At 62.4% G+C, this 24,412-nt stretch carries 21 protein-coding genes; 15 read left to right on the plus strand and 6 right to left on the minus strand.

Annotation, left to right across the window (positions count from 1 at the left end; genetic code table 11):
* Window positions 1-54: 54 nt before the first annotated feature.
* Both NKI39_RS05805 and NKI39_RS05810 read right to left on the minus strand, forming a co-directional pair.
* Window positions 55-1,512, minus strand: a complete 1,458-nt coding sequence (locus tag NKI39_RS05805) for an NAD-dependent succinate-semialdehyde dehydrogenase (RefSeq protein ID WP_352749015.1) — start codon at window positions 1,510-1,512, stop codon at window positions 55-57.
* A 232-nt stretch (window positions 1,513-1,744) separates the two neighbouring features.
* Window positions 1,745-2,695, minus strand: coding sequence for an AEC family transporter (locus NKI39_RS05810; protein WP_352685107.1), 951 nt, complete (start codon window positions 2,693-2,695; stop codon window positions 1,745-1,747).
* A 149-nt stretch (window positions 2,696-2,844) separates the two neighbouring features.
* Between NKI39_RS05810 and NKI39_RS05815 the strand changes: the two genes are divergently transcribed.
* Together NKI39_RS05815 and NKI39_RS05820 are read left to right on the plus strand one after the other, a co-directional pair.
* Window positions 2,845-5,856 (plus strand): caspase family protein, encoded by a 3,012-nt coding sequence (locus NKI39_RS05815; protein ID WP_352831020.1) that lies wholly within the window; start codon window positions 2,845-2,847, stop codon window positions 5,854-5,856.
* Window positions 5,857-5,962: 106 nt separating this feature from the next.
* Window positions 5,963-6,511 (plus strand): histidine phosphatase family protein, encoded by a 549-nt coding sequence (locus NKI39_RS05820; RefSeq protein ID WP_352470325.1) that lies wholly within the window; start codon window positions 5,963-5,965, stop codon window positions 6,509-6,511.
* A 225-nt stretch (window positions 6,512-6,736) separates the two neighbouring features.
* Here NKI39_RS05820 and NKI39_RS05825 read toward each other — a convergent pair whose 3' ends face one another.
* The 3 genes from NKI39_RS05825 to NKI39_RS05835 form a co-directional block, all read right to left on the minus strand.
* Window positions 6,737-7,897 carry an epoxide hydrolase family protein gene (locus NKI39_RS05825; RefSeq protein WP_352817182.1) on the minus strand — a complete coding sequence of 387 codons (1,161 nt, stop codon included), beginning with the start codon at window positions 7,895-7,897 and terminating at the stop codon, window positions 6,737-6,739.
* Between the two features lie 322 nt (window positions 7,898-8,219).
* Window positions 8,220-8,405 carry a hypothetical protein gene (locus NKI39_RS05830; protein WP_352816954.1) on the minus strand — a complete coding sequence of 62 codons (186 nt, stop codon included), beginning with the start codon at window positions 8,403-8,405 and terminating at the stop codon, window positions 8,220-8,222.
* Window positions 8,402-8,671: a ribbon-helix-helix domain-containing protein gene (locus NKI39_RS05835; RefSeq protein ID WP_352831022.1), complete on the minus strand. Its 270-nt coding sequence runs from the start codon at window positions 8,669-8,671 to the stop codon at window positions 8,402-8,404. The genes NKI39_RS05830 and NKI39_RS05835 overlap by 4 nt, the downstream gene beginning before the upstream one ends.
* 198 nt (window positions 8,672-8,869) lie before the next feature.
* Here NKI39_RS05835 and NKI39_RS05840 point away from each other — a divergent pair, with 198 nt between their 5' ends.
* The 5 genes from NKI39_RS05840 (at window position 8,870) to NKI39_RS05860 (ending at window position 13,803) form a co-directional block, all read left to right on the plus strand.
* Entirely contained in the window at window positions 8,870-9,154 is a 285-nt protein-coding gene (locus tag NKI39_RS05840) for an acyl carrier protein (protein ID WP_023719977.1), read from the plus strand.
* Window positions 9,155-9,192: 38 nt separating this feature from the next.
* A complete protein-coding gene (locus NKI39_RS05845; protein WP_352816959.1) occupies window positions 9,193-10,380 on the plus strand; it encodes a beta-ketoacyl-ACP synthase in 1,188 nt (395 codons plus the stop codon).
* A gap of 74 nt (window positions 10,381-10,454) precedes the next feature.
* Entirely contained in the window at window positions 10,455-11,744 is a 1,290-nt protein-coding gene (locus NKI39_RS05850) for a beta-ketoacyl-ACP synthase (protein WP_352816962.1), read from the plus strand.
* Between the two features lie 36 nt (window positions 11,745-11,780).
* On the plus strand, window positions 11,781-12,809 hold the full coding sequence (locus tag NKI39_RS05855; RefSeq protein WP_352831024.1) for a zinc-binding dehydrogenase: 1,029 nt from the start codon (window positions 11,781-11,783) through the stop codon (window positions 12,807-12,809).
* Between the two features lies 1 nt (window position 12,810).
* On the plus strand, window positions 12,811-13,803 hold the full coding sequence (locus tag NKI39_RS05860; RefSeq protein ID WP_352831026.1) for a lipid A biosynthesis lauroyl acyltransferase: 993 nt from the start codon (window positions 12,811-12,813) through the stop codon (window positions 13,801-13,803).
* 143 nt (window positions 13,804-13,946) lie between these two features.
* Here the strand turns inward: NKI39_RS05860 and NKI39_RS05865 are convergent, their stop codons facing one another.
* Entirely contained in the window at window positions 13,947-14,375 is a 429-nt protein-coding gene (locus NKI39_RS05865) for a L,D-transpeptidase (protein WP_352831028.1), read from the minus strand.
* Between the two features lie 222 nt (window positions 14,376-14,597).
* Here NKI39_RS05865 and NKI39_RS05870 point away from each other — a divergent pair, with 222 nt between their 5' ends.
* The 8 genes from NKI39_RS05870 (at window position 14,598) to NKI39_RS05905 (ending at window position 24,144) form a co-directional block, all read left to right on the plus strand.
* Complete coding sequence (locus tag NKI39_RS05870; RefSeq protein ID WP_352831030.1) at window positions 14,598-15,887, plus strand: acetylornithine deacetylase/succinyl-diaminopimelate desuccinylase family protein; 1,290 nt, start codon at window positions 14,598-14,600, stop codon at window positions 15,885-15,887.
* Between the two features lie 130 nt (window positions 15,888-16,017).
* Window positions 16,018-17,496: an ABC transporter substrate-binding protein gene (locus NKI39_RS05875; protein ID WP_352831032.1), complete on the plus strand. Its 1,479-nt coding sequence runs from the start codon at window positions 16,018-16,020 to the stop codon at window positions 17,494-17,496.
* Window positions 17,497-17,737: 241 nt separating this feature from the next.
* On the plus strand, window positions 17,738-18,685 hold the full coding sequence (locus NKI39_RS05880) for an ABC transporter permease (RefSeq protein WP_352816973.1): 948 nt from the start codon (window positions 17,738-17,740) through the stop codon (window positions 18,683-18,685).
* Complete coding sequence (locus NKI39_RS05885; protein WP_352831033.1) at window positions 18,682-19,551, plus strand: ABC transporter permease; 870 nt, start codon at window positions 18,682-18,684, stop codon at window positions 19,549-19,551. The genes NKI39_RS05880 and NKI39_RS05885 overlap by 4 nt, the downstream gene beginning before the upstream one ends.
* A complete protein-coding gene (locus tag NKI39_RS05890; RefSeq protein WP_352831035.1) occupies window positions 19,548-21,170 on the plus strand; it encodes an ABC transporter ATP-binding protein in 1,623 nt (540 codons plus the stop codon). Before NKI39_RS05885 ends, NKI39_RS05890 begins: the two co-directional genes overlap by 4 nt.
* 151 nt (window positions 21,171-21,321) lie before the next feature.
* Window positions 21,322-22,074: a CPBP family intramembrane glutamic endopeptidase gene (locus NKI39_RS05895; protein ID WP_352831037.1), complete on the plus strand. Its 753-nt coding sequence runs from the start codon at window positions 21,322-21,324 to the stop codon at window positions 22,072-22,074.
* Window positions 22,075-22,399: 325 nt separating this feature from the next.
* Complete coding sequence (locus NKI39_RS05900; protein ID WP_352719647.1) at window positions 22,400-22,705, plus strand: hypothetical protein; 306 nt, start codon at window positions 22,400-22,402, stop codon at window positions 22,703-22,705.
* A 395-nt stretch (window positions 22,706-23,100) separates the two neighbouring features.
* Window positions 23,101-24,144: an RHS repeat-associated core domain-containing protein gene (locus NKI39_RS05905; protein ID WP_352831039.1), complete on the plus strand. Its 1,044-nt coding sequence runs from the start codon at window positions 23,101-23,103 to the stop codon at window positions 24,142-24,144.
* Window positions 24,145-24,412 lie beyond the last annotated feature (268 nt).

Raw genomic sequence — 24,412 nt, forward strand, 5'->3', positions numbered from 1 at the left:
GCCTGGCCTTTCGAAGCGGCCCAGGATCGTTTTCGGTATTACCGCATCAGGCTTCTAGAGACCAAGTCCGCCGATGCAGACATATTTGGTGTCGAGATAATCCTCGATGCCCTGATGGCCGCCTTCCTTGCCGAGGCCCGATTCCTTGACGCCGCCGAACGGCGCTTCAGGGGTGGTGATGAGCCCTTCATTGACGCCGACCATGCCGTATTTCAGCCCTTCCATGACCCGGAAGGCGCGGCCGAGATCGCCGGTGTAGAAGTAGCAGGCCAGCCCGAACTCGGTGTCGTTGGCGAGTGCCACGGCCTCTTCCTCGGTTTCGAACTTGAATACCGGCGCCACCGGGCCGAAGATTTCTTCCTTCATGAAGCGCATCTTCGGCGTCGCATTGGCGATCACCGTCGGCTGGAAGAACGAGCCGCCGAGCGCGTGGCGCTTGCCGCCGGCGACGACCTTGCCGCCCTTGGCAGTAGCGTCGGCAATCAGCTCCTCGACCTTCTCCACCGCCTTTTCGTCGATCAGCGGTCCCTGCTGGACGCCTTCCTCGAGGCCGGAACCGACCTTCAGCCCGTTGCTCGCAGCAGCCAGCTTTTCGACAAACTGGTCGTAGATGCCGGCCTGCACCAGGAAGCGGTTGGTGCAGACGCAGGTCTGGCCGGAATTGCGGTACTTGGCGGTGATGGCGCCGGCGACGGCCCGCTCGAGATCGGCGTCATCGAAGACGATGAACGGCGCGTTGCCGCCGAGCTCCATCGACACTTTCTTGACCGTCACCGACGACTTCTGGATCAGGATCTTGCCGACCTCCGTCGAGCCGGTGAAGGTGATCTTCTTGACCAGCGGGTTGGCGCAGATCTCGTCGCCGATCTCACCGGCGGCGCCGGTCAGGATATTGATTACGCCTTTAGGGAAGCCGACTTCCTCGGCAAGCGCGCCCCAGGCAAGGCCGGAGTAAGGCGTCTGCGACGCCGGCTTGACCACGGCGGTACAGCCGGCGGCAAGCGCCGGACCGAGCTTGCGGGCCAGCATCGAGGACGGGAAATTCCATGGCGTGATGGCGGCGATGACGCCGACCGGCTCCTTGGTCACCAGGATACGGCGGTCCGCCCAAGGCGACGGCACGACGTCGCCATAGGTGCGGCGGCCTTCTTCGGCGAACCACAATATGTAGGACGCGGCCGAGCCGATCTCGCCCTTCGATTCGAACAGCGACTTGCCCTGCTCGATGGTCAGCAGTTCGGCCAACACGTCCTGATTATCCATCATCGCGTCGTGCAGCTTGCGCAACAGCTTCGAGCGTTCGAGCGCGGTGGTCTTGCGCCATGTCTGGAAGGCCGCGTCGGCGGCTTCGATGGCGCGGCGGGTCTCGGCCTTGCCCGACTTCGGCACCGTGCCGATCTTGAGGCCGGTGGCAGGATTGTTGACGTCGACCGTCTGGCCTGAATCGGCCTGCACCCATTCGCCATTGATGAGATTGGCCTGCCGCATGAAATGGCTGGTTTTCTGAAGCATGATCTCGCCTCCGTTCGGCACCTGGCGGGCCGGTCGCTGATTTCGTGAATGGACGTGCGCGATAGCATCGCTAGAGCCACTGCTCTTAGCCCAGGGCAAGCCCCGCAAGCAATCACAAGATGGCATATAGGGTTTGGGCCAGCCAAAGCGAGAGGCGATGCAGCCGGGTTCTTATCCAAAAACCCGGATTCTTATCCAAAAAACCCGGGTTCTTATCCAAAAACCCGAGTTCTTATCCAAAAACATGGACGACCACTGTCAGCCAAAACGCAGTGGTCACGACCGCACAGGCGGTGGCGATGGTCATCTGGTTCGACGCCAGCGCCTGGCCGGTGTTGAACTGCACCGCGATGAGATAGGAATTGATGCCGGACGGCAACGCCGCAACCATGACCGCCACCTTGGCCGTCAATGGCGGCAGGCCGATCAGCCAGACCAGGCCGAGAACCAGCGCCGGCATCAGGAACAGTTTCAGCGCCGACAGCGCCAGCGCCGGCCTTACATTGCCGGAAATGCCGAAACGGCGCAGGCTGAGCCCCATGGCGAACAGCGCCACCGGAGCGGCGGTGCCGGCCAGCGCGTCGCTCAGCCGCGTCGCAAGCACCGGCAGCGGCGCACCGGTGAAGCGCCACGCCAGCCCGGCCAGTATGCCGATGATCAGCGGATTGATGAATACCCGCCTGAGAAAGCTCCTGACGACGCGGAGCGGATGCACCGGCTCGCTGCCGCCGCGGCCGAACATCTCGAACAGGATGATCGAGGCCATCATCATCACCGGCAGGTGAATGGAGACGAGCAGTGACAGCACTTCGAACCCGGCCGGCCCGAACACGCCGATGATGAAGGGCGCGCCGAGCAGGACAACGTTGGAGTAGGACGATGACACGCCGCCGACGACGCCGGCGCGGGCGTCCCGCCCGAAGATACGCGTAATGACCAGATGGCCGGCAGCCCAGGTAAGCGCCACCGCCGCGAAATAGGCGCCCCACAGCGACCACGGAGCCACGCCGTGGAAATCAGCCTTTACCATGGTCTGGAACAGCAAAAGCGGCATTGCCACGTTGATGGCGAATTCGGATACGCCCTCGCCGCTCGCCGGCTTCAAATAGCTGGTCAACCCGGCAAGATAGCCGAGCCCGACAAGACTGAAAACGAAGAGGACGGTTTCGGTAAGCGGAGACATTTTTCCCGTGATAGGCGAGGCTCGGCGGCGGCGCAATCGCCCTTCCCTCGCGAATGTACCGGCCAACAATCCGGGCGCTCGGATCTTGCCCGAATTTGCTCATGGTTGGATGCCGGCGCTATACAGGGTTGTTGGGGGAAACGCGGCGAATGGGCCTTGTCGGAAATCAGCACTTCTTCAAGCAGGCGTGGCTGACGGCTTTCGTCGGCGCCCTGCTTTGCCTCGTGGTGACCTCGGCTCATGCCGTGGAGCCGGCGAGCCTCAAGGGCGTGGCGCTGATTGTCGGCCAGTCGAAATACCAGCACATAGCGGCTCTTCCCAACCCCGCCAACGACGCCCGCGACATCGCCAAGATGCTGACCGATCTCGGCTTCGACGCGCGCAGCGTCACCGACCGCGACACGGCAAAGCTGAAGCGCGACCTCGAGCGTTTCGCCGAGGATGCAGAGGACGCCGACGTCGCCTTGATCTACTATTCCGGCCACGGCATCGAGGCCGGCGGCGAAAACTATCTGGTGCCGGTCGACGCCGACGTTTCTTCATTGAAGGACGCCGATCAGGCCCTGGTGCCGATCTCCGCCGTCATGGACGAATTGAAGACGACCGTGCCGGTAACGATCATGCTGCTCGATGCCTGCCGCACCAACCCGTTTCCGGCGGATGCGGTGCTGCGCCGGGCGCCGACGGCCTCGGCCTCGCCGATTGGCGCCGGCGGCCTGGAGCCGGTGCGCGGCGCCAGGGCACTGGCGAACGCGACCGCGACGGAAAATCTGGGAACGGTGATCGGCTTTGCCGCCGAGCCGGGGCGGCCGGCACTCGATGGCATCGTCGGCGAAAACAGCCCCTACGCAGCGGCACTTCTGCGCCATCTCGCGGCGATGAAGGGCACCGAGTTCGGCTCGGTCATGCGCATGGTGACAGAGGAGGTCTATCTCGACACCAAGGCAAAGCAGCGGCCATGGGTCAATGAAAGCCTGCGCCGGCTGCTCTATTTCGGCGTTGCACCGCAGGAGCCGACCGGCGACGACGGCCTGATCACCGGCGAGCGGCGGCAATTGCTGCTGACGATCGCCGAGTTGCCTGACCCCAAGCGGGTACAGGTCGAACTGGCCTCGCTGCAGGACGGCGTCCCGCTCGACGCGCTTTATGGCGTGCTGAAGGCGCTCGGCACCGAAAACATGCCGGAGGACCCCACCGACCTGCAAAAGCTGCTCGACGCCCAGGCCGAGCGCCTGAAGAAGATGATCTCCGAGCGCGACGCGCTGCGCACCGACGACCCCGAGATCAGCCGCCTCGTCGCCTCGGCCGACAAGGCGATCGGCCAGGGCGCCATCGTCACCGCGCGCAACTTCCTCGACCAGGCGGTGGGCCGGGTCGAGCAGGCCAGCGGCGTGGTCGATCGGGCAGAGGATCTGGTCAGGCAGAAGCGTCTTGCCGACGCGGCGATCTATGCCAGGCGCGCCGACGCTTCGGCGCTGGTCTTCGACTATCTGTCGGCCGCCAACGATTACGGCAAGGCCTTCTCGCTGGTCGAGAAATGGGACGACAGGCTGCGCTGGAACTACAAGAACCAGGAGGCGGAAGCGCTTAACGCGCATGGCAACGCCACCGGCGACAGGCAAGCGCTGCAGCACGCCATCGACGCCTACCGCGTCATCCTGAACTTCATCCCCAATGGCGAGCAGAACCGCGACTGGGCGATCACCCGCAACAACATGGCTGTGGTGCTGCAGACGATCGGCGAGCGCGAGCGCCAAATCGACCGGCTGGAAGAGGCAGCGAACATCTTTCGCGATTCGATTGCCGTGTTCGAGCGCGAGAAGGACGACATCAACTGGGCGGCCGCCCAGAATAACCTGGCCAATGTGCTGTTGAAGATCGGCGAACGCGAGAGCGACCCGAAACGCCTGAACGAAGCAGTGGTGGCGATGCGCGCCACGCTGGAGAAGCGGCCGCGCGACAAAGTCCCGCTGGACTGGGCCGCCTCGCAAAGCAACCTTGGCCTTGCGCTTTACGCGCTTTCGGAACGCGAACCCGGCGGCGCGCGCCTGACCGAGGCCGAGGCCGCCTACCGGCTGGCGCTTGAAGAATACACGCGCGAAAAGGCGCCCGTTCAGTGGGCGATGGTCCAGAACAATCTCGGCAATACGCTGGTGTCTCTCGGCACGCAACGCAACGACAAGGCGAAAATCGACGAGGCAGCCGCGGCATTCCGCGCCGCGCTCGAAATCCGCACACGCGACACCTTCCCGCTCTCCTGGGCGAGCAGCCGTCTCAATCTGGGTAACGCGCTGAGCAGTGCTGCCCGTTTCGATCTCGGCACCGGCCTGCTCGAAGAGGCGGTTGCTGCCTATGGCGACGCGCTGACCATATTCACACGCCAACGTTTTCCGACGGATTGGGCTTCGGCGGAGAACAATCTCGGCTCGATCTACCAGACGCTCGGCCAGCGCACGCGCGATCCTGCCAGGCTTGAGCAATCGGCTGCTGCATACCGGGCGGCACGGCGCGTCTATACCAAAAAGGAGTTTCCGCTCGACTGGGCAATGACCCACTACAATCTCGGCAACACGCTGCAACTGCTCGGCGGCGTGACCGACAAGCCGGTGCATTACGAGGCGGCGATCGAGGCCTATCGCGATGCACTGCGCGAATACAAGCGCGAGACGACGCCGCGGCAATGGGCACTGGCGCAGGCCGGCCTCGGCTCGGCGCTGCAATGGCTGAGCATGAGCGAGGCCGACCCCGGCAAACTGGCCGCATCGATCGCCGCGCGCCGGGCGGCGCTGGAGGTGCTGACCTTCGAGACCTCGCCCGTCGACTGGGCAAACGCGCAGAACGGCATCGGCATGAGCCTGACCAATCTCGGCAATCTCGAACGCACCGGCAAATATCTGGATGAAGCCGAAGCCGCCTTCGAGGCGACACTCAAGGTCTTCACCCGCGAAAGCCAGCCGATGCAATGGGCCTTCGAGCAGAACAATCTCGGCGACGTCCACTGGAACCGCGGCAGCTATGGCGGTGGCAATGCCGAATACCAAAAGGCGATCGAATTCTTCGAAAACGCCAAGCAGGGCTTTACCGAAGCCGGCTACACACTCCCGATCCCGCTGACCGACCGCAAGATCGATCTGGTGAAGAAGCAGATAGCGAAGAAATAGGCGTTTCGGCCGCAGGTTGCACTCGGCTTGTCTTTCAGCCGGCTTTGCCGTCCCTATATGCCGGTCACCGGGGACCTGCCTGCCGGTCACCCGAAAAGGATGTCTGATGCTTCGATTTGTGCTGGCGCTGCTGTTGCTTGCCGTTTCCGCCACAGCCCATGCGACGGAAGCCGGCTGGGCGCTGCTGCGCGACGGCGGGCATGTGGTCCTGCTTCGCCATGCCATGGTCACAGGCACCACCGATGCGGCCAATTTCGATCTCGGCAAATGCGCCACCCAGGTCAATCTCTCTGAGCGCGGCAAGCAACAGGCACGCAAGATCGGCGCGCTGTTTGGCGCCCGCGCCGCACCGGTCGAGCGCGTGCTGTCCAGCCGCTATTGCCGCTGCCTCGAGACCGCCCGCATTGCTTTCGAAAGCGAACCGGAGCCGTTCGCACCGCTTGACCTGCTGAAGACCGACGAAAAGGAGAAGGCCGCCCAGATCGCTGCGATCCTGGCCGAGATCCGCGGCTATTCCGGGTCCGACAATCTGGTCATGGTCACGCATCTCGAAAACATCAAGGAATTGACCGGCATCTCGCCGCGCGAAGGCGAGGCCGTGGTCGTCGAGCCGCAAGGCGACGGCCTGCGAGTACTCGGCCGCGTCACTTTCTGACTGCGCCGGCGCCGGTTGAAGCGTTCGCTAGTAGTGAAATCTAGCGTTTGGTATCTTAAGCGGAATACCGGTTCCGACCCGCGATGAGGTCTTGATCGAGTCGAAGGTCGACATTGACCCATTGACCCTTAGTCAGGACCAACGGGCGCTTTCAACGAAAGCGAATGCGATGGTACCGTCTCATCAGGACTTCCGAGCCGTGACAACGGGCGAGGTTTTCGTCCTCTACTTGGCCGGCCGGAGCCTCAGCGGCCGAAAAAACGCCCGGATGTCCTCGACCAGGAGTTCGGGTTGCTCAATCGCCGCGAAATGTCCTCCTTTCGGCATGTCGGTCCAGCGCTCGACACGGAAGACTCGCTCGACCCAGGAGCGAGGTGGCATAGGAAGCTCTCGGGGGAAGACTGCAACGCCGAGGGGCGGTGTTATTCGCTCTCTTGGCCCGAAGATCAGGGGGCAGAGCCGGTTCTCTTTGTAAATCCGGAGCGAGGCCTCGATCGTGTTACCGAACCAGTAGAGCGAGATGTCGGTAAGCAGCGTGTCTAGAGGGATGGCGCGTTCGAGTTCGCCTTCGCAGTCGCTCCAACTGCGGAACTTCTCGGCAATCCATGCGGCTAGCCCGATTGGGGAATCTGTCAGTGCAAAGGCTAGCGTCTGGGGCTTGGTCCCCTGCAGAAAAGCGTAGGCTCCCTCCGTTGCAGCGAAATTCGCCGCACTGTCGAGGAATGCCTTCTCCTCCGGCGTGACAGGTGGGTCGTCGCGACCAAGGGTCGGGCGGAAACTGCCTGGAATGTAATTCAGGTGCAATCCGATAAGGTCGTCCGGGTAAAGCCGAGCGAGCCAGGTCGAGACGCCTGCGCCGATGTCGCCACCTTGTGCGGCGAAGCGATCATATCCCAGTTCGCGCATCAGCCCCCGCCACAGCTTCGCGACACGCTTTGAGCTAACGCCGGCCTGATGCGGCGGGGACGAGAAGCCGAAACCCGGAAGCGACGGTGCGACGACATCGAAGGCGTCCTCGGCATCCCCGCCGTATTTGGCAGGATCCGTGAGCAGCGGAATGACGTGCTCGAACTCGGCGAAGGAGCCGGGCCAGCCATGAGTGAGGATCAACGGCAAGGGTGCTGACCCCTTTCCTTTCTGATGAACGAAATGGATGTCGCACCCGTCTATCGTGACCCTAAACTGAGGCAACAGGTTCAGACGTTTTTCGTGATCGCGCCACCTGAAATCGTATTCCCAGTAACGTGAAAGCTTTCTGAGGAAATCAACGTCAGTACCGTCGTCCCATCCGTATGCGAAGATCGACGACGGCCATCTTGTCGATTGGATACGACGCTGTAGGTACTCGATCTGTTCATCCGGGATGTGGATGTGGAAGGAATGCATGGCCACGGGTGTTGCTCCGATCAGCGGCGAAGAATTGTCCCATCATCAAGGCACAGAACGCAGGAAACTTCACTGAGCGACCGCTTTGTCCGCTACTTGCTCGTTCCCATCTACGAGACGAAGGTAACATTCCACCCTTAGTGGCAATTCGTTTAAGTTACTTGGCGTCAGATTTTCACCGCTACCAGCCAAGCGTCGACACGGAGCTTCCATCCCTCGATCATGTCCGCGAACGCGTCCTCTGTAAGTTCGGACAGATAGGATGCTCCTGCCGGGCTCCAAGGCCGTGAACGCATAGGTAATCGACGCCTCCGTGCCTCCGTTAGTGGTCGGTCGGCAGGCCACCTCGACAAATCCGAAACGCGAATCCGCGTAACGCGAACATAGCGGATGCGATACGCCAGCCGTCCACCCACAGGGTCTCTCCGATCGGCGTGAACAGCGGGAAGCCGCGGTCGATCGGCCCCGAAAGCACGATGCTGTGGCTGCGCTCAAGATGGCTCGTCATCCGCCCTCGCCGCCGGTTTCCGCCAGACCGTGGCTGTCCGCTGCGGCAAGCTCCATTTCGTAGATGCGCTTCAATTGGCCGATTGTTTCCAGGGTCGCCGCGGAGAACGGTGTCCGGCCTTCGAAAGCATGCAGCAGGATGCCCTCGATGAGGTCACCCAGGCTCATGTCGCGATGCTCAGCCAAGGCCTTGAGCACCTTCACCAATCGTTTTTCCAGGCGCACCCCGGTCTGCACGCGTTCTATGGTCATAGATCTTTGTACCATGGTACATTGGTACACCCAATGGTCAGAGATGGGGCGGTTTCGGCATATCGCCGGGGGTTACCAGCGACCCCTATTGCTCTGCCTGGGCAGCAATCCCATCTGCGCGCGGCGTATCAGGCCTTTTCCTGCCCGGAAAAACCGATTAGACAGCCCAAAACACATGCGGACAGATTCCGCCCGCAATCGAAGGAAAAGCCCTTGTCCACCACGTTCGACAAAGTCGCCAAGATCATCGCCGACACCAGCGAGATCGACATCGAGACGATCACGCCCGAAAGCCACACCATCGACGATCTCGGCATCGACAGCCTCGACTTCCTCGACATCGTCTTTGCCATCGACAAGGAATTCGGCATCAAGGTGCCGTTGGAAAAGTGGACGCAGGAAGTCAATGACGGCAAGGCTTCGACCGACGACTATTTCGTCATGAAGAACCTGTGCGCCAAGATCGACGCGCTCGTCGCCGCCAAGAACGCCACGTGAACACAGCGCCTGACGCGCCCGACCCACAACAGCCTCCCATGAACCCCCACGACGTCGTCATATCAGGCATCGGCCTTGTCTCGTCACTGGGCGAGGGTCCGGATGCGCATTGGCAAAAGCTCCTCCAGCCACGGCTTGAGCCGGTTCTGGAGGCCTCGCGCTTCTCGCCCTATACGGTCCATCCTCTGCCCGAGATCGACTGGAACCTGCAGATCGCCAAGCGTGGCGACCAGCGGCAGATGGAAACCTGGCAGAGGCTCGGCACCTATGCGGCCGGCCTTGCGCTCGACGATGCCGGCATCAAGGGTAATGACGAACTCTGCGCGACCATGGACATGGTGGTGGCCGCCGGCGGCGGCGAGCGCGACGAGGCGGTCGATGCGGCCATTCTCGCGGCATCGGAAAGCCGCAATGACCGCGACGTGCTGCTCAACGAGAAGCTGACCACCGAATTGCGTCCGACGCTGTTTCTGGCACAGCTTTCCAACCTGCTCGCCGGCAACATCTCGATCGTCCACAAGGTGACGGGGTCGTCGCGCACCTTCATGGGCGAGGAAGGTGCCGGCGTTGCCGCTGTCGAGACCGCGGCCGCGCGCATCCGCTCCGGCCAGTCGACGCATATACTGGTCGGCGGCGCTTTCCAGACCGAACATTCCGACATGCTGCTCGGCTATGAACTGGCCGGCTACCTGCATCGCGGTCCGTGGCGGCCGGTCTGGCAGAGGCAAGGTGCCGAAGGCGGCGGCGTGGTGACCGGATCCGGCGGCGCGTTTCTCGTCCTGGAGCAGCGCGAGCATGCGGAAAGCCGTGGCCGGAAGATCTATGCGGAACTCGGCCCGGTCCTGTCCGGTCGCGCCAGGCGCCGGCGGGACGAACTCGACGGCGAGATCGCCGTGCTGTTGAAGCAAGCCGCATTGCCGAATGGCGAGCTGCTCGCGATCTCCGGCGCTTCGGGCGCCCATGCCGCGACCGCCGCCGAGAAATCGGCGCTCGACGCCAATCCGGCGATCGCCGCACGCGGCTTTTCGACGCTGACTGGCCACATGAAGGAAGCGCAGTTCCCCTTTGCCGTGGCGCTGGCGGCGCTGGCTGTCGACCGCAAGGCCGCCTATCCTGTCTTCGACGCCACAGTCGAAAAACCGTTTGCCGGTGTCCCGAAGACCGTCCTTGCAACGGCGATCGGCTATCACCAATTCGAGGGCATGGCGCTGATCAAAGCCGCCTAGAGCATCGGACCGAAAAGTGTGGCGCGGTTTCGGGCGATCCGACGCTCCAAGAGAAACAGGTTTTTGGACAACAAATGGCCAATCTGAACGACCACATGGGCAGGCCCATCGTCGCCGTCACCGGCATCGGCGTGGTGACGTCGCTCGGTGTTGGCAAAACCGACAATTGGGCGGCACTTACCTCAGGCAAGTCCGGCATCCATCCGATCACCCGCTTCCCGGTCGATCATCTCAACACCCGCATCTCCGGCATGGTCGATTTCCTGCCGTCGAGTTCCAAGGGCGCCAGTCTCCTCACCTATGAGCTTGCCGAAACCGCCGCCCAGGAAGCGATGTCGGAGGCCGGCCTCGATGCCGGCGATTTCGGCGGACCGCTGTTCCTCGCTTCGCCGCCGGTCGAGCTCGACTGGAGCGAGCGCTTTTCGCTCTACAATTTCGACGCGCCCAATAATTCAGACAGGCACGACACCGGTGCCGAGAGGCTGCTGCGGGTAGCGCGCGGCCTCAGGGAACTCGACATCTTCGAGACCACCCAGTTCGGCTCGATTGCCGACCGGCTTGCCGACCGTTTCGGCACACGCGGCCTGCCGATCACGCTGTCGACAGCCTGCGCTTCGGGCGCCACCGCGATCCAGCTCGGCGTCGAGGCGATCCGCCGCGGCGAATGCGACAGGGCGCTGTCGATCGGCGCCGACGGCTCGGCGACCGCCGAGGCGCTGATCCGCTTCTCGCTTCTGTCGGCGCTCTCCACCCATAACGACATCCCCGAAAAGGCCTCAAAACCCTTCTCCAAGGATCGCGACGGCTTCGTGCTGGCCGAAGGTTCGGGCGCCCTTGTGCTGGAATCGCTGGAGGCAGCACTTGCCCGCGGCGCCACCGTTCTCGGCATATTGCGCGGCTGCGGCGAAAAGGCCGACGACTTCCATCGCACCCGCTCCAAGCCGGACGGTTCGCCGGCGATCGCGGCGGTGCGCGCCGCTCTTGCCGATGCCGGCCTGAGCGAGGACGGGATCGATTATGTCAACGCCCATGGCACCTCGACGCCCGAAAACGACAAGATGGAGCATTTGTCGCTGTCGACGGTATTCGGCGAGCGGATCTCGTCAATGCCGGTCTCGTCGAACAAGTCGATGATCGGCCATACCCTATCGGCTGCCGGTGCTGTCGAGGCCGCATTTTCGCTGATGACGATGCGCGAAAGCATCATTCCGCCGACCATCAACTACGACAATCCCGACCCGGCAATCGTGCTCGACGTGGTGCCGAACACCAAGCGCAACGCCGAGGTCGGCACCGTCCTGTCGAACTCCTTCGGCTTTGGCGGCCAGAACACCTGCCTTGTCATGGCGCGGGAACCGGTCTAAGCGACCTTTTTCAGCCAGACTGAACCGACAGGCACCATGCGCGCATTGCAACTTATCGAGGACCGCCGCCTTGAAACGGTGGACCTGCCGCCCCCGCCGCAACCTGCGCTCGGCGAGGTGACGCTGCGCATCAAGGCCGTGGCGCTGAACCACATCGACGTCTGGGGCTGGCGCGGCATGGCTTTTGCCAAGCGCAAGCTGCCGCTGGTCGTCGGCGCCGAGGCTTCCGGCGAGGTCGAGGCGGTCGGCCCCGGCGTTTCCAGCCTTGTGCCCGGGCAATTGGTGTCGATCTATGGCGCCCGCACCTGCGGTCTTTGCCGCGCCTGCCGCGAAGGCCGCGACAATCTCTGCGAGCATGTTTCGGGCGTGCACGGCTTCCATCTCGACGGCTTTGCGCAGGAAAAGATCAACCTGCCGGCGCGCCTTCTGGTCCCAGCTCCGCCCGGCGTGAGCGAAATCGGCGCGGCGGTGGCGCCTGTCACCTTCGGCACGGTCGAGCACATGCTGTTCGACAATGCCCGGCTGCAACCCGGCGAGACGATACTGGTCCATGCCGGCGGCTCCGGCATCGGCTCCGCCGCTATTCAGCTGGCCAAGAAGATGGGCTGCACGGTCATCACCACCGTCGGCTCGAACGACAAGATCGACAAGGCCAAGGCGCTCGGCGCCGACCACGTAATCAATTATCGCGACGACCGCTTCGAAGGCATCGTGCGCAAGCTGACCAAGAAGAAGGGCGTCGACGTGGTGTTCGAGCATGTCGGGACCGACACCTTTGCCGCCTCGATGCTGTGCCTGAAGCGCGGCGGCCGGCTGGTCACCTGCGGCTCGACCTCCGGCGTGTCGACACAGATCAATTTGATGCAGTTGTTCCAGCAGCAGTTGAAGCTGCTCGGCTCGTTCGGCTGCCGCATGGAAAATATGGCCGACGCCATGCAGAAGATGGCCGCGGGCCTGGTCGCGCCGGTGATCGACACCGAGGTCGGCTTCGACGGCATCGATGCGGCGCTGAAGCGCATGGAAGGCCGCGACGTCTTCGGCAAGATCATCCTGCGCGTCGGCTGAAATGATCGGCAACGCCTTCAGGAAGATCCGCAGGGACCTGGGATTCCGCTATGGCAGGCGGCTTCGCCAGTTCAACTACTGGCTGGTCGCGCGGGTCGCTATGATCATCATCTCCGCGCTGCGCCTGCTGCCGCCCGACAGCGCGCTCAATTTCGCCGACCGCGCTGCCCGCCGCATCGGCCCCTGGGTAGCGCGCCATCAGGTCGCCGTCGACAATCTGCGCAAGGCCTATCCGGAAAAGAGCGATGCCGAGATCGAGGCGATCGCTTCCGACATGTGGGGCAACATGGCCCGCCTGGCCGCCGAATACATCTTTCTCGATGCTTTGTTCGACTACGATCCCGCTGCGACGAAGCCAGTCCGTGTCGAGGTCAAGGGCGTGGAGCATTTCGTGCGCATTGCCGGCGAGGACAAGCCGCATATCGTCTTCACCGGGCATCTCGGGAATTTCGAGCTGCTGCCAGTGGCGGCGGCGACCTTCGGCATGAACATCACGGCGCTGTTTCGCCCGCCCAACAACCCTTATCTCGCCGATTACATCCTCTCGACCCGCCGCTCGAGCATGGGATCGCTGCTGCCGTCTTCGACCGGTGCCTCGTTTGCGCTTGCGGCCATCCTGGAGAAAGGCGGCAATATCGGCGTGCTGGTCGACCAAAAATTCACCGGCGGGCTCGAGACGACATTCTTCGGCCGCCCCTGCGAGAGCAACCGGGTTCTCGGCACCCTGGCGCGGCACTACGATTGCGATGTCTACCCGGCGCGCTGCGTACGCCTGCCGAACAACCGTTTCCGGCTCGAGATCGAGGACAAGCTCACCTTGCCGCGCACCGCCGGCGGCAGTGTCGACGTCCGCGCCACCACCCAGCTTCTCAACGACGTGGTCGAGCGCTGGGTGCGCGAAGACCCCGGCCAGTGGATGTGGTTCCACAAGCGCTGGGAGATCAGCGGCCGCAAAAAGCGTCGGCCAGCGACAATGCGCGACAAACCCGCCTGAGCGCACCATCTTTTTTGGGTGCAAGCCTTATTTTGTTCTTGCTTTGTGCCGGCAGCTATGCTACTAATTTCGGTATGGTGCTATTTGGCCCCAACGAACCCGCCGCTCCGGCGGGTTTTTTATTGCGGGCCGAGGAGCAGGCCCTAATTCGTCACGAGAATCCGCGTATTGCCGAAGCCGGCTTCGCGCACCATCGAATAGAACGCGGCGGCGTTGCTGGGGTGGAGGCGCACACAGCCATGCGATGCCGGGCGCCCCAATTGCCGGATCGCGCCGGTGCCGTGGATGGCATAGCCGCCGCGGAAGAACACCGAATAGGGCATTGGCGACATGTCGTATTTGCGCGAATACCACATCCGGGCCGTCCGCTGTGGCCGGTAACTGCCGCGCGGCGTGATGTAGCCCTTGCGGGCGGTGGAAACGCTCCACCGATAATACGAAAGCCCGTATCTTACCGTCATCGTCTGTGAGGATATGTCGATGTTCGCGACCAGGCTGGCCGCCCGGCTCTCGAACGACGAACCGAACAGCATCGCCATCAATGCCGCTGCCATGAGAACAGTGTTTTTCATGCAATCAAACCCCTTTGATGCCCCTTGCCTGCCTGCCGTCACGCTGTTCTCCAGCGTTTTGATGGCAAGCCAGCGAGCTAACACCTACTCCCTGACGATTTCACCAATCCAAAGCAGCGAATTTGAACGATTTCCCGCAATAGTTGCCGTAACGACACGCAATCGCCTGGCAATTCGCCATCGGGCTTGCAAAACCCCCTCATCCGCTGCTCAATTCGCCGAATGAACGAACCGAACGAACGGCTCCTCAAGGCTATCGATGACCGGGCCGATGATCTGGTTGCACTGACTGCGGATCTGATCCGCTTTCCGACCATCAATCCGCCCGGCGAAGCCTATCGGCCATGTGCCGAATATATCGGCGCGCGGCTGAAGAAGCGTGGTTTTGAGATCGAATTCATCCGTGCCGAGGGCACGCCTGGCGACACTGACCGTTACCCGCGCGTCAACGTCGTCGCCCGCTTCGATGGCCGGGCGCCGGGTGCTTGCGTGCACTTCAATTCGCACATCGACGTCGTCGAGCCCGGCGACGGCTGGAGCCTCGATCCGTTCGCCGGCATCGTCAGGGATGGCAAGGTCTATGGCCGCGGCGCATGCGACATGAAAGGCGGGCTTGCCGCCTCGATCATCGCCGCTGAAGCCTTCATGGAGGTGTTTCCCGATTTTCCCGGCGCCATCGAGATTTCGGGGACGGTCGACGAGGAGTCCGGCGGCTTTGGCGGCGTCGCGCATCTGGCCAAGCTCGGCTATTTCTCCAGGCCGAAGGTCGACCACGTCATCATTCCCGAGCCGCTCAACAAGGATCGCATCTGCCTTGGCCATCGCGGCGTCTGGTGGGCGGAGATCGAGACCAAGGGCGAGATCGCGCACGGCTCGATGCCGTTCCTCGGCGACAATGCGGTGCGCCATATGGGCGCCGTGCTGCGGGCCTTCGAGGATGAATTGTTTCCGGCGCTCGACAGCAAGATGACGCGCATGCCGGTCGTGCCCGAAGGCGCAAAACGCTCGACCATGAACATCAACTCGATCCATGGCGGCCAGACGGAGGATTTCCGGCCCGGCCTGCCCTCGCCCAACGTGCCCGATTCCTGCCGGCTGACCATCGACCGCCGCTTCCTGCTCGAAGAGGATCTCGCTGCGGTCAAGAGCGAGGTGACCGATATCCTCGAACGGCTGAAGCGCGAGCGCAAAAAGTTCGATTACGAAATCCGCGATCTGATGGAGGTGCTGCCGCTGATGACCGAGCGCGACGCGCCGGTGGTTAAGGCGGTCGCGCAAGGCATCATGGAGATATTCGACCGCGAACCGGATTACGTGATTTCGCCCGGCACCTACGACCAGAAGCACATCGCCCGTATCGGCCACATCTATGACTGCATCGCCTATGGCCCGGGCATCCTCGATCTCGCCCATCGGCCCGATGAATGGGTCGGCATTGCCGACATGCTGGACTCGGCAAAGGTGATGGCGATCGGCCTCGGCGTGCTGCTGAGGGGCGCCGGCCCGCCATGATCCGGCCATGGGCGGAAAAACATTCCTCCCGGCGTCGGCACACGGTACGAAACGCAATTTACTCGGGGGCGAATTCACGCTTCTATCCGCCCGGGTTTGAGCACGTGTTTTAGACATGGGGAGTTGCACGATGAAATTGTGGAAAACCATTCTGGCCGCCGCGGCGCTGGCGTTGGCCGCCGGGACCTCAGCGATGGCCGCGCGCACCGACCTGGTCATCGGCATTACGCTCGAACCCCCGCATCTCGACCCGACCGCGGGTGCCGCCGCGGCAATCGACGAGGTACTCTATGCCAATGTCTTCGAGGGCCTGACCCGCATCGGCCCGAACGGCGAGGTGCTGCCCGATCTCGCGCAAAGCTGGAGCATTTCCGACGACGGCAAGGTCTACACTTTCAAGCTGCATACAGGCGTGAAATTCCATGACGGCACCGACTTCAACGCCGACGACGTGAAATTCTCGCTCGACCGTGCCCGCGCCGACAATTCCGTCAACGCGCAAAAGGCCCTGTTTGCCGCCATCGACAAGGTCGAGGTCGTCGATCCCGCGACGGTGAAGGTCACGCTGAAGAACCCGCAAGGCTCGTTCCTCTACAATATGGGCTGGGGCGACGCGGTGATCGTGGCGCCTGAGACAGCCGACACCAACAAGGAAAAACCGATCGGCACCGGCCCGTTCAAGTTCCAGAACTGGGCCAAGGGCTCATCGATCACGCTGGTCAAGTCGGACAATTACTGGGGCGCCCCGGTGTTCCTCGACAAGGCCGAGTTCCGCATCATTCCGGATGCCGCCGCCGCCGTTCCGGCGCTGCTTTCCGGCGACGTTCAGGCCTTTCCGTTCTTCGACCCCGACAGCGTCGCCCAGGTCAAGGACGATCCGCGCTTCAAGGTGGTGATCGGCTCGACCGAGGGTGAAACCATCCTGTCGATCAACAACAAGAAGCCGCCCTTCGACAAGCTGCAGGTCAGGCAGGCGATTTCCTTTGCGCTCGATCGCAAGGCGATCATCGACGGCGCCTCGGCCGGCCTCGGCGTGCCGATCGGCTCGCACATGTCGCCCGCCAGCAAGGCCTATGTCGACTTGACCGGCCTCTATCCGCACAATGTGGAGAAGGCCAAGGAATTGCTGAAGGAAGCCGGCCTGGAGAATGGCTTCAAGGCGACGCTGAAGCTGCCGCCGCCCTCCTATGCGCGGCTTGGTGGCGAGATCATCGCCTCCGAGCTTCGCGAAATCGGCATCGATCTCGAGATTATCCCGGTCGAATGGGCGCAATGGCTGGACCAGGTCTTCACCAAGAAGGATTACGACCTGACCATCGTTTCCCACACCGAGCCCAATGACATCGATATCTATTCGCGCAAGGACTATTACTTCAACTATGACAATCCGGCCTTCGATAAGATCATCGACGAATTGAACCTTACCTCCGACGAGGCCAAGCGCACGACGCTGCTCGGCGAGGCGCAGAAGGTCCTGGCCGATGACGCCGTGGTCGGCTTCCTCTACGAATTGCCGAAGGTCGGCGTCTGGGACGCCAAACTGCAGGGCCTGTGGGAAAATGCCCCGATCCAGGCCAACGACCTGACCAAGGTGAAGTGGACGGATTGAGCGGGTCGCTGACAGAAGGGCGAAAGTTGCACTCCGTCCCACCCCCCTCTGCCCTGCCGGGCATCTCCCCCTCAAGGGGGGAGATTGAGCCCTCACCGCCGCTTTCGCTAACCACTAGCGTTGCAGGGACAGTGCCGGCGTGGAAACTGCCAATCTCCCCCCTTGAGGGGGAGATGTCCGGCAGGACAGAGGGGGGTGGGCGGGAACGCAAGCTTCGCCCAGTGCTTGCACCGGTCTCCTCATGACCGCCTACCTCCTCAAGCGCCTCGCCATCGCCGTCGTCACGCTGGTTCTGGCCTCGATGGTGGTCTTTGCCGTGCTGGAGATCATTCCCGGCGACCCGGCGCGGCTGATGCTTGGCCTGAACGCCAGCGCCGACCAGATCGAATTGCTGCGCAACCAGATGGGTCTCAACGCTCCCGTCGTGCTGCGCTATCTGCATTGGGCCGGCGGCTTGCTGAGCCTCGATTTCGGCCGTTCCTATACCTATTCGGTGCCGGTCATCGATCTGGTCCGTGAGCGTCTCGTCGTCTCGCTGCCGCTGGCGCTGATGGCGCTGGCGCTGTCCACAGTCATTGCCATCCCGGTCGGGCTGTTTTCCGCCAGCCGGCGCGGCCGGGCCGGCGACACGGTTGCGATGGGCGCCGCCCAGCTTGGCGTCGCCGTGCCCAATTTCTGGTTTGCGCTGATGCTGATCTATCTGTTCGCCGTCTGGCTGCGGCTGGTGCCGGGCGGCGGTTTTCCCGGCTGGGGCGCCGGCGTCTGGCCGGCGCTGAAGTCGCTGCTCCTGCCGGCGGTCGCCCTCGCTCTGCCGCAGGCGGCGATCCTCGCCCGGGTCACCCGCTCGGCGCTGATTGAAGTGCTGAATGAGGATTACATCCGCACCGCCCGCGCCAAGGGCCTGCCCTATCGTCTTGTCTTGTGGCGGCATGCGCTGCGCAACGCCTTGATCCCGGTGGTCACCATTCTAGGCCTGCAATTCGCCTTCCTGCTTGCCGGCACCATCATCATCGAGAACGTCTTCTATTTGCCCGGCCTCGGCCGGCTGGTGTTCCAGGCAATCAACCAGCGTGACCTGATCGTGGTCGAGAGCGTCGTCATGCTGCTGGTTGCCGCCGTCATCATCGTCAATTTCGTTGTCGATCTCTCCTATGCGGTGGTCGATCCGCGCCTGAGAGGCAGGCAATGACGCTGCACATCGACATCCCCGACGAGAACCTTGCAGGCATCCTGGCCAAGGCGTTTCGAAACCGTTCGTTCCTCGCCGGCTTCGTCGTCACCGCACTGGTGGCTGCGGTCGCGATCCTCTCCTTCGAGTGGACGCCTTACGACGTCACCAGGCTGGTCATTTCCGACAAGACCCAGGCGCCGTCGCTGGCGCACTGGTTCGGCACCGACCATTTCGGTCGCGACATCCTGTCGATGATCATGGTTGGCGCCCGCAACTCGATTGCCGTGGCGCTGGTGGCGGTCGGCATCGGCATGGGCGTCGGCGTGCCGCTCGGCGCCTTTGCCGCGGCGCGTGGCGGCATCGCCGACGACGTGCTGATGCGGCTGAACGACCTGGTCTTCGCCTTTCCGGCGCTGCTTTCGGCAATCATGATCACCGCCATCTTCGGGCCCGGCGCGTTCAACGCCATCATTGCCATCGGCATCTTCAACATCCCGGTGTTCGCGCGCGTCGCCCGCGCCGGCGCCCTGGCGATCTGGCCGCGCGAATTCATCCTCGCCGCCCGCGCCGCCGGCAAAAGCAGGACGCTGATCAGCATCGAACATGTGCTGCCCAACATCGCCACGCTGCTGCTGGTGCAAGGCACCATCCAGTTCGCGCTGGGCATACTGGCCGAAGCCGGGCTTTCCTATGTCGGGCTGGGTACGCAGCCGCCGATGCCGAGCTGGGGCCGCATGCTGTTCGACGCCCAGACCCGCATGGTGGTGGCGCCGTGGATGGCGATCTTTCCCGGGATGGCGATCGTCGTCACCGTGCTTGGCCTGAACCTGCTTGGCGACGGCATTGCCGACATTCTCGATCCGAAGTCGCGGCGGCAGCGATGAGCCTGCTCGAAATCGAGAAGCTGTCGCTGGCCATCGGCGGCACGCCCATCCTCAGGGACATCGAGCTGTCCGTGGCGCCCGGCGAAGTGATGGGGCTGGTCGGCGAATCCGGCTCCGGCAAGTCGATGACTGCGCTCACCGTGATGCAGCTCTTGCCCTGGGCGGCACGCGCCACGGGACGCGTTACCTTCGACGGCATCGACATCCTGGCGGCGAGCGAGGACCAGATGTGCGCGCTGCGCGGCGACGACATCGGCATGGTGTTCCAGGAGCCGATGACGGCGCTCAACCCGGTCAAGACCATCGGCGAGCAGGTCGCCGAGGGTATTCGCTGGCACACCAGGGCGCGCCGCGCTGACGCCGAGCAACGGGCGCGAAAAATGCTCGACCGGGTCGGCTTGCCGGCAGCGCAGTTCCCGCTGTCGCGTTATCCGCATGAGCTGTCCGGCGGCCAGCGCCAGCGCGTCGTCATCGCCATCGCCTGTGCGCTGAAGCCCAAGCTGCTGATCGCCGACGAGCCGACGACCGCGCTCGACGTGGAGCTGCAGGCGCAGATCCTCGACCTGCTGCGCGACCTGGTTGCGGAAAACCGCATGGGGCTGCTGCTTATCTCGCACGACCTCGCCGTGGTGACCGAGATGGCGGATCGCATCACCATCCTGCGCCATGGCGAGGTGATGGAAGCCGGCGACACGGCGCGCATTCTGTCCGGACAGCTTCATCCCTATACGCGCCAGCTGGCGCAGGCCTCGATGCATGTGCCCGCGCGCGCCAGAACGCATGAGGTCGGCCAAGGCAAGCCCCTGCTCGAGGTAATGAGCGTGACGCGCGACTATCCGGCACGGCGCATTTCGCTTTTCAAGCGAGGGGCTCCCATCCGCGCCGTCGACGATGTTTCCTTCTCGATGGCGCCCGGCCAGTCGGTGGCGCTGGTCGGGCGCTCCGGTTGCGGCAAGTCGACGCTTGCCCGCATGGTCCTGGCGCTGGACAGGCCGACATCAGGTACGATCCGCTTCCGCGGCGATACCCTCACCGGCAAGAGCGAGGCGGAGCTGAAACCGGCACGGCGCGACATGCAGGTCGTGTTCCAGGACCCCTATGGCTCGTTCGACCCACGCCAGAAGGTCGAGAGACTGGTGGCCGAGCCGCTGCATGTGCTGGAGAAGAAGCCGTCGCCCGCCGCGCGGCGCGAGATGGTGGCGTATGCGCTGCACGAGGTCGGCCTCTCACCAGGCGACATGGACAAGTATCCGCATGAGTTTTCGGGCGGCCAGCGCCAGCGCCTTTCGATCGCCCGCGCCATCATCACCCGGCCGAAACTGGTCGTCGCCGACGAGCCGGTCTCGGCGCTCGATGTCTCGATCCGCGCCCAGATCCTCGATCTGTTCGCCGACCTCAACCAGAAGCTCGGCATCGCCTATCTGTTCATCACCCATGATCTGACCGTCGCCCGCGCCATCACCGACGAGGTGATGGTCATGCATGACGGCAAGATCGTCGAGCGCGGCAGGACGAGCGAAGTACTCGACCACCCGCAGTCCGAGGCGGCCAAGGCGCTGGTCACTGCTGCTCCAGACCTGCACCGGGCGATTGCAAAACGGCTGCACGAACAGGGGTAAGCAGCCGGTTCGCAAAGCGAGTTCATCGTGCCGGTGGCACAATGAAAGGCCAGCGAACGCCGGGACGCTGCGGAGCAGCGGGGACCCGGCTGTGTCGCTTCGTGGCACGGCTTAACCTTATTCGTTTGGCGCACGGGCGGGAGAATGGCCATTGACAGCAAACGGTTATGAAAGGCGCGACGGGCCGGAGCCTGATCGGGTTCCTCCGCTGGGCCTGGGCGGCTCCGCTGCTCTGTTCGGCGCGGGTGCTCTGCTGCTGTTCCTGACAACGCGGGTAGCCGTCCCGGCATTCGTCTCCGCCACCGGGGCAGAGCCTGTGGTGATGTGGTTCCTGGCCGCAAGCATCGTCCTTTTTGGCCCCCTGCTTCTCACGGCTGCCCTGCTGTTGTATCGGGAACGGCGTTCAGGAAGGCCGGGGTGGTTGGGCGCGCGGCTATGGCTTCGCCCGATGAATGGCGGCGACTGGCTCTGGGCTGTTGGAGGGCTGGCGGCCGTCGGCGTGTTGACCGGCGGCATCGGCGCCGCGCTCCGGATGCTGCAAGACGGGATGAATTTTAATCCCTCGTTCATGGCTTTCGAGCCGCTCGGTCCCGGCCGATACTGGATTCTCGGCGCGTGGCTTCCGTTTTTTGTGCTGAACATCGTTGGGGAAGAGTTTGTCTGGCGGGGTTTCGCGCTACCGCGGCAAGAGATTGCCTTCGGCAGGCGGGCTTGGCTGGTCAACGGGATCCCGTGGTTGCTGTTCCACGCTGCCTTCCCCTGGCAAGTCCTGTTGACCCTTGTGCCGATCACATTGCTGCTGCCCTATGTCGTCCAGCGGCGTCGCAGCACATGGGCCGGGATGGTTATCCACGCCGGGTTCGGAGCGATGGGCTTCCTGGTCCTGGCGTTCGGGCTTGCATGAATGCCGCACGAAGTGAAGGGCTTGACGCCGAGCGGAGCAAAGCTGCCTGACCAAGGAAACGACGAATCTGAGAATGATGAACCCGACAAACCCGAGTGGGGCAAGTAACCCAAGGGATGCTAAGTATGGAGACGGGCAATACTTTACAGATATTGTACCAAAGACGAAAACTGGAGAGTTTCTATCACAGAAACTCGTTATTAATTCACGTCAGGCCGGATGGTCCTGTCACTACGGGGACGACGGCGACGTTGGCGGGTGTGTGGAGAGGCTTTGATTTTGGTGGGCGTGTTGACCTGTCGCCCGATCCTGTGGGGAGCGAAAGATGGTGACGATACTGAAGTGGATTGCCATCGCTGTACTTGGGCTGCTGGCATTGATGCATGCGGCACTGACTGCTTCACTGATCTGGCACATGTTCCGCTACGATGTACCCGGAGCTTGGATAGGGGAGCCCGAATTAGTCAGGCAATACCTGATTCCGCTGGCTTCCATTTTTGGTCTCTTGATACTGATGCGATACGCCAAGCCGACCGAAAGAAAGGCGTGCATCGCAGTTCTCGCTGCCGTTACTGTGTCCTTTGCGCTGTTTCTATTGTTGCATTTAACCGGTCGATTGACGATCAAATAGAGGGGACACTTGGGGCCCGCGCAGCGATTTTTGGCTGTTCTGCATGCTGATTTTTGCCTCTGATAGTGCTTCGCGCGGGTAGAATTTTGCGTTCGCGGCCTGTAAATTTTGTCATCGAATCCGGTTTGCGCGCACGAAATTTGGGCTCTCGCGGACAGTGGATTTTGCTCTTTCTCCGCTGCTTTTTTGTGTCGCTGTTTTGCTGCCCTGAGTGAACTTCCGTGCAGTCCTCAGTACACGGATCAAGTGGAGGGGGAACGGCAAGATAAAAGGACTGACGGCAGGTTGGGGTGGAAGTGGTTGAAGCGATTGGATCGGGGTAACGTCCACGCGGCTTGGATGAAAAGCGGTGACATCCATTAGCCGGCCTCTCGTCAAGGGCGCGCGGAACTTTTTTGGCGGCGTCAGCCGCCAATTTGCATCTTTTTTTCTTTCCCTTAGCGGCAGGTTTTGAACCGCACCCGTTTCTTCGCGCTTGGCTGCGAGAACGATCGCGCCACGACAAGGCCGACCGGCTGACGTCGAGCGACAATCTTGGCAACAACACGCTCGACGAGACGTTCATCTGTGCCGCCAACGACAATCTGACCTCGCGCACGCGCGTTGCAGGCACCTATGTTTACCCGGCGGCGACAGCGCCGCGTCCGCACGCGCCAACAGCGATCGGCGTCAAGACGCTCGCCTATGACGCCAACGGCAACATGACCTCCGACGGCACCAGGACGCTCGCCTGGGACGAGGCCAACCGCCTGAAGACGGTGACCCAGGCCGCCAGCACCGTCTCGCTGTTCTACGGTCCAGACGGGGCGCGAGCCAAAAAGACCTCATCCGTCGCCACCACGCTCTATCCCGACGCCTCCGTCGAGATCAATCCGGCGACACCCGGAGCAGAGACCTACACCCGCTATCCCCATCCCGACATCAAGGTGGTGGGCACGGTAAAAACCTTCCTGCACCGCGATCATTTAGCGTCTGTGCGCATGGTCACCGATGCAACAGGCGCCGTAGCCGAAGCCACTAACTACGCGACCTACGGAGAACGCCTCAACACCGGCTTCCAGACGCAGAAGAGCTACATCGGCGAACGCTTCGATCCCGAGACCGGACTGCTCTACCTCAATGCCAGATATATGGACCCGCTGCTGGGGCGGTTCATCTCACCGGATAATTGGGACCCGACGCTGGCGGGGGTTGGGACAAACCGGTATGCCTATGCCGGAAATGATCCGGTGAACCAGAGTGATGCGAATGGGCACTCCTATGGATCACAAGATCCTGGCGGCACGCCTGACAACATTAATGGAAAGGAAAGCACGAAGGAAAACGAACGCCAGAAAGCTGAAAAAGAAATAAGAGATAAGCTAAACGCTAATCCCGATGACAAAATTGGTCTACTCAATATCTATCCAGCTAACAGTAAGAAAGGCTTCAATTTGTAGCAACTTATGGTTCAAAGTTTGGCACCAAACATGTCAGTGGACAATTTAACACGACGACCACTTTTGATGATAATGTAATTGCGCCCGGTAAATACAATTTATCTGCCAGACCGCATATTACTCAAAAGACTGGATTTGCTGGAATAAAGCAGATGATTGGCTCCTTGTTAAGTGGTAATTCTAGCATGAACGTGAATAAGCATGAGGGGCAATACGAAATTGATAACACTGGTGATCCTGGCTGGACGTTGGAAGCTGATGGAACGTT

The organism is Mesorhizobium sp. M0664, assembly GCF_040320565.1.
Classification (GTDB): domain Bacteria; phylum Pseudomonadota; class Alphaproteobacteria; order Rhizobiales; family Rhizobiaceae; genus Mesorhizobium.

Bases quoted from the DNA above. Each gene is read 5' to 3' on its own strand.
- NKI39_RS05835 (WP_352831022.1), bottom strand. From the start codon at position 8,671: ATGGTACAAAGATCTATGACCATAGAACGCGTGCAGACCGGGGTGCGC.
- NKI39_RS05805 (WP_352749015.1), bottom strand. From the start codon at position 1,512: ATGCTTCAGAAAACCAGCCATTTCATGCGGCAGGCCAATCTCATCAAT.
- NKI39_RS05830 (WP_352816954.1), bottom strand. From the start codon at position 8,405: ATGACGAGCCATCTTGAGCGCAGCCACAGCATCGTGCTTTCGGGGCCG.
- NKI39_RS05865 (WP_352831028.1), bottom strand. From the start codon at position 14,375: ATGAAAAACACTGTTCTCATGGCAGCGGCATTGATGGCGATGCTGTTC.
- NKI39_RS05845 (WP_352816959.1), top strand. From the start codon at position 9,193: ATGAACCCCCACGACGTCGTCATATCAGGCATCGGCCTTGTCTCGTCA.
- NKI39_RS05825 (WP_352817182.1), bottom strand. From the start codon at position 7,897: ATGCATTCCTTCCACATCCACATCCCGGATGAACAGATCGAGTACCTA.
- NKI39_RS05880 (WP_352816973.1), top strand. From the start codon at position 17,738: ATGACCGCCTACCTCCTCAAGCGCCTCGCCATCGCCGTCGTCACGCTG.
- NKI39_RS05810 (WP_352685107.1), bottom strand. From the start codon at position 2,695: ATGTCTCCGCTTACCGAAACCGTCCTCTTCGTTTTCAGTCTTGTCGGG.
- NKI39_RS05855 (WP_352831024.1), top strand. From the start codon at position 11,781: ATGCGCGCATTGCAACTTATCGAGGACCGCCGCCTTGAAACGGTGGAC.
- NKI39_RS05885 (WP_352831033.1), top strand. From the start codon at position 18,682: ATGACGCTGCACATCGACATCCCCGACGAGAACCTTGCAGGCATCCTG.
- NKI39_RS05900 (WP_352719647.1), top strand. From the start codon at position 22,400: ATGGTGACGATACTGAAGTGGATTGCCATCGCTGTACTTGGGCTGCTG.
- NKI39_RS05850 (WP_352816962.1), top strand. From the start codon at position 10,455: ATGGCCAATCTGAACGACCACATGGGCAGGCCCATCGTCGCCGTCACC.
- NKI39_RS05815 (WP_352831020.1), top strand. From the start codon at position 2,845: ATGGGCCTTGTCGGAAATCAGCACTTCTTCAAGCAGGCGTGGCTGACG.
- NKI39_RS05870 (WP_352831030.1), top strand. From the start codon at position 14,598: ATGAACGAACCGAACGAACGGCTCCTCAAGGCTATCGATGACCGGGCC.
- NKI39_RS05875 (WP_352831032.1), top strand. From the start codon at position 16,018: ATGAAATTGTGGAAAACCATTCTGGCCGCCGCGGCGCTGGCGTTGGCC.
- NKI39_RS05860 (WP_352831026.1), top strand. From the start codon at position 12,811: ATGATCGGCAACGCCTTCAGGAAGATCCGCAGGGACCTGGGATTCCGC.
- NKI39_RS05820 (WP_352470325.1), top strand. From the start codon at position 5,963: ATGCTTCGATTTGTGCTGGCGCTGCTGTTGCTTGCCGTTTCCGCCACA.
- NKI39_RS05890 (WP_352831035.1), top strand. From the start codon at position 19,548: ATGAGCCTGCTCGAAATCGAGAAGCTGTCGCTGGCCATCGGCGGCACG.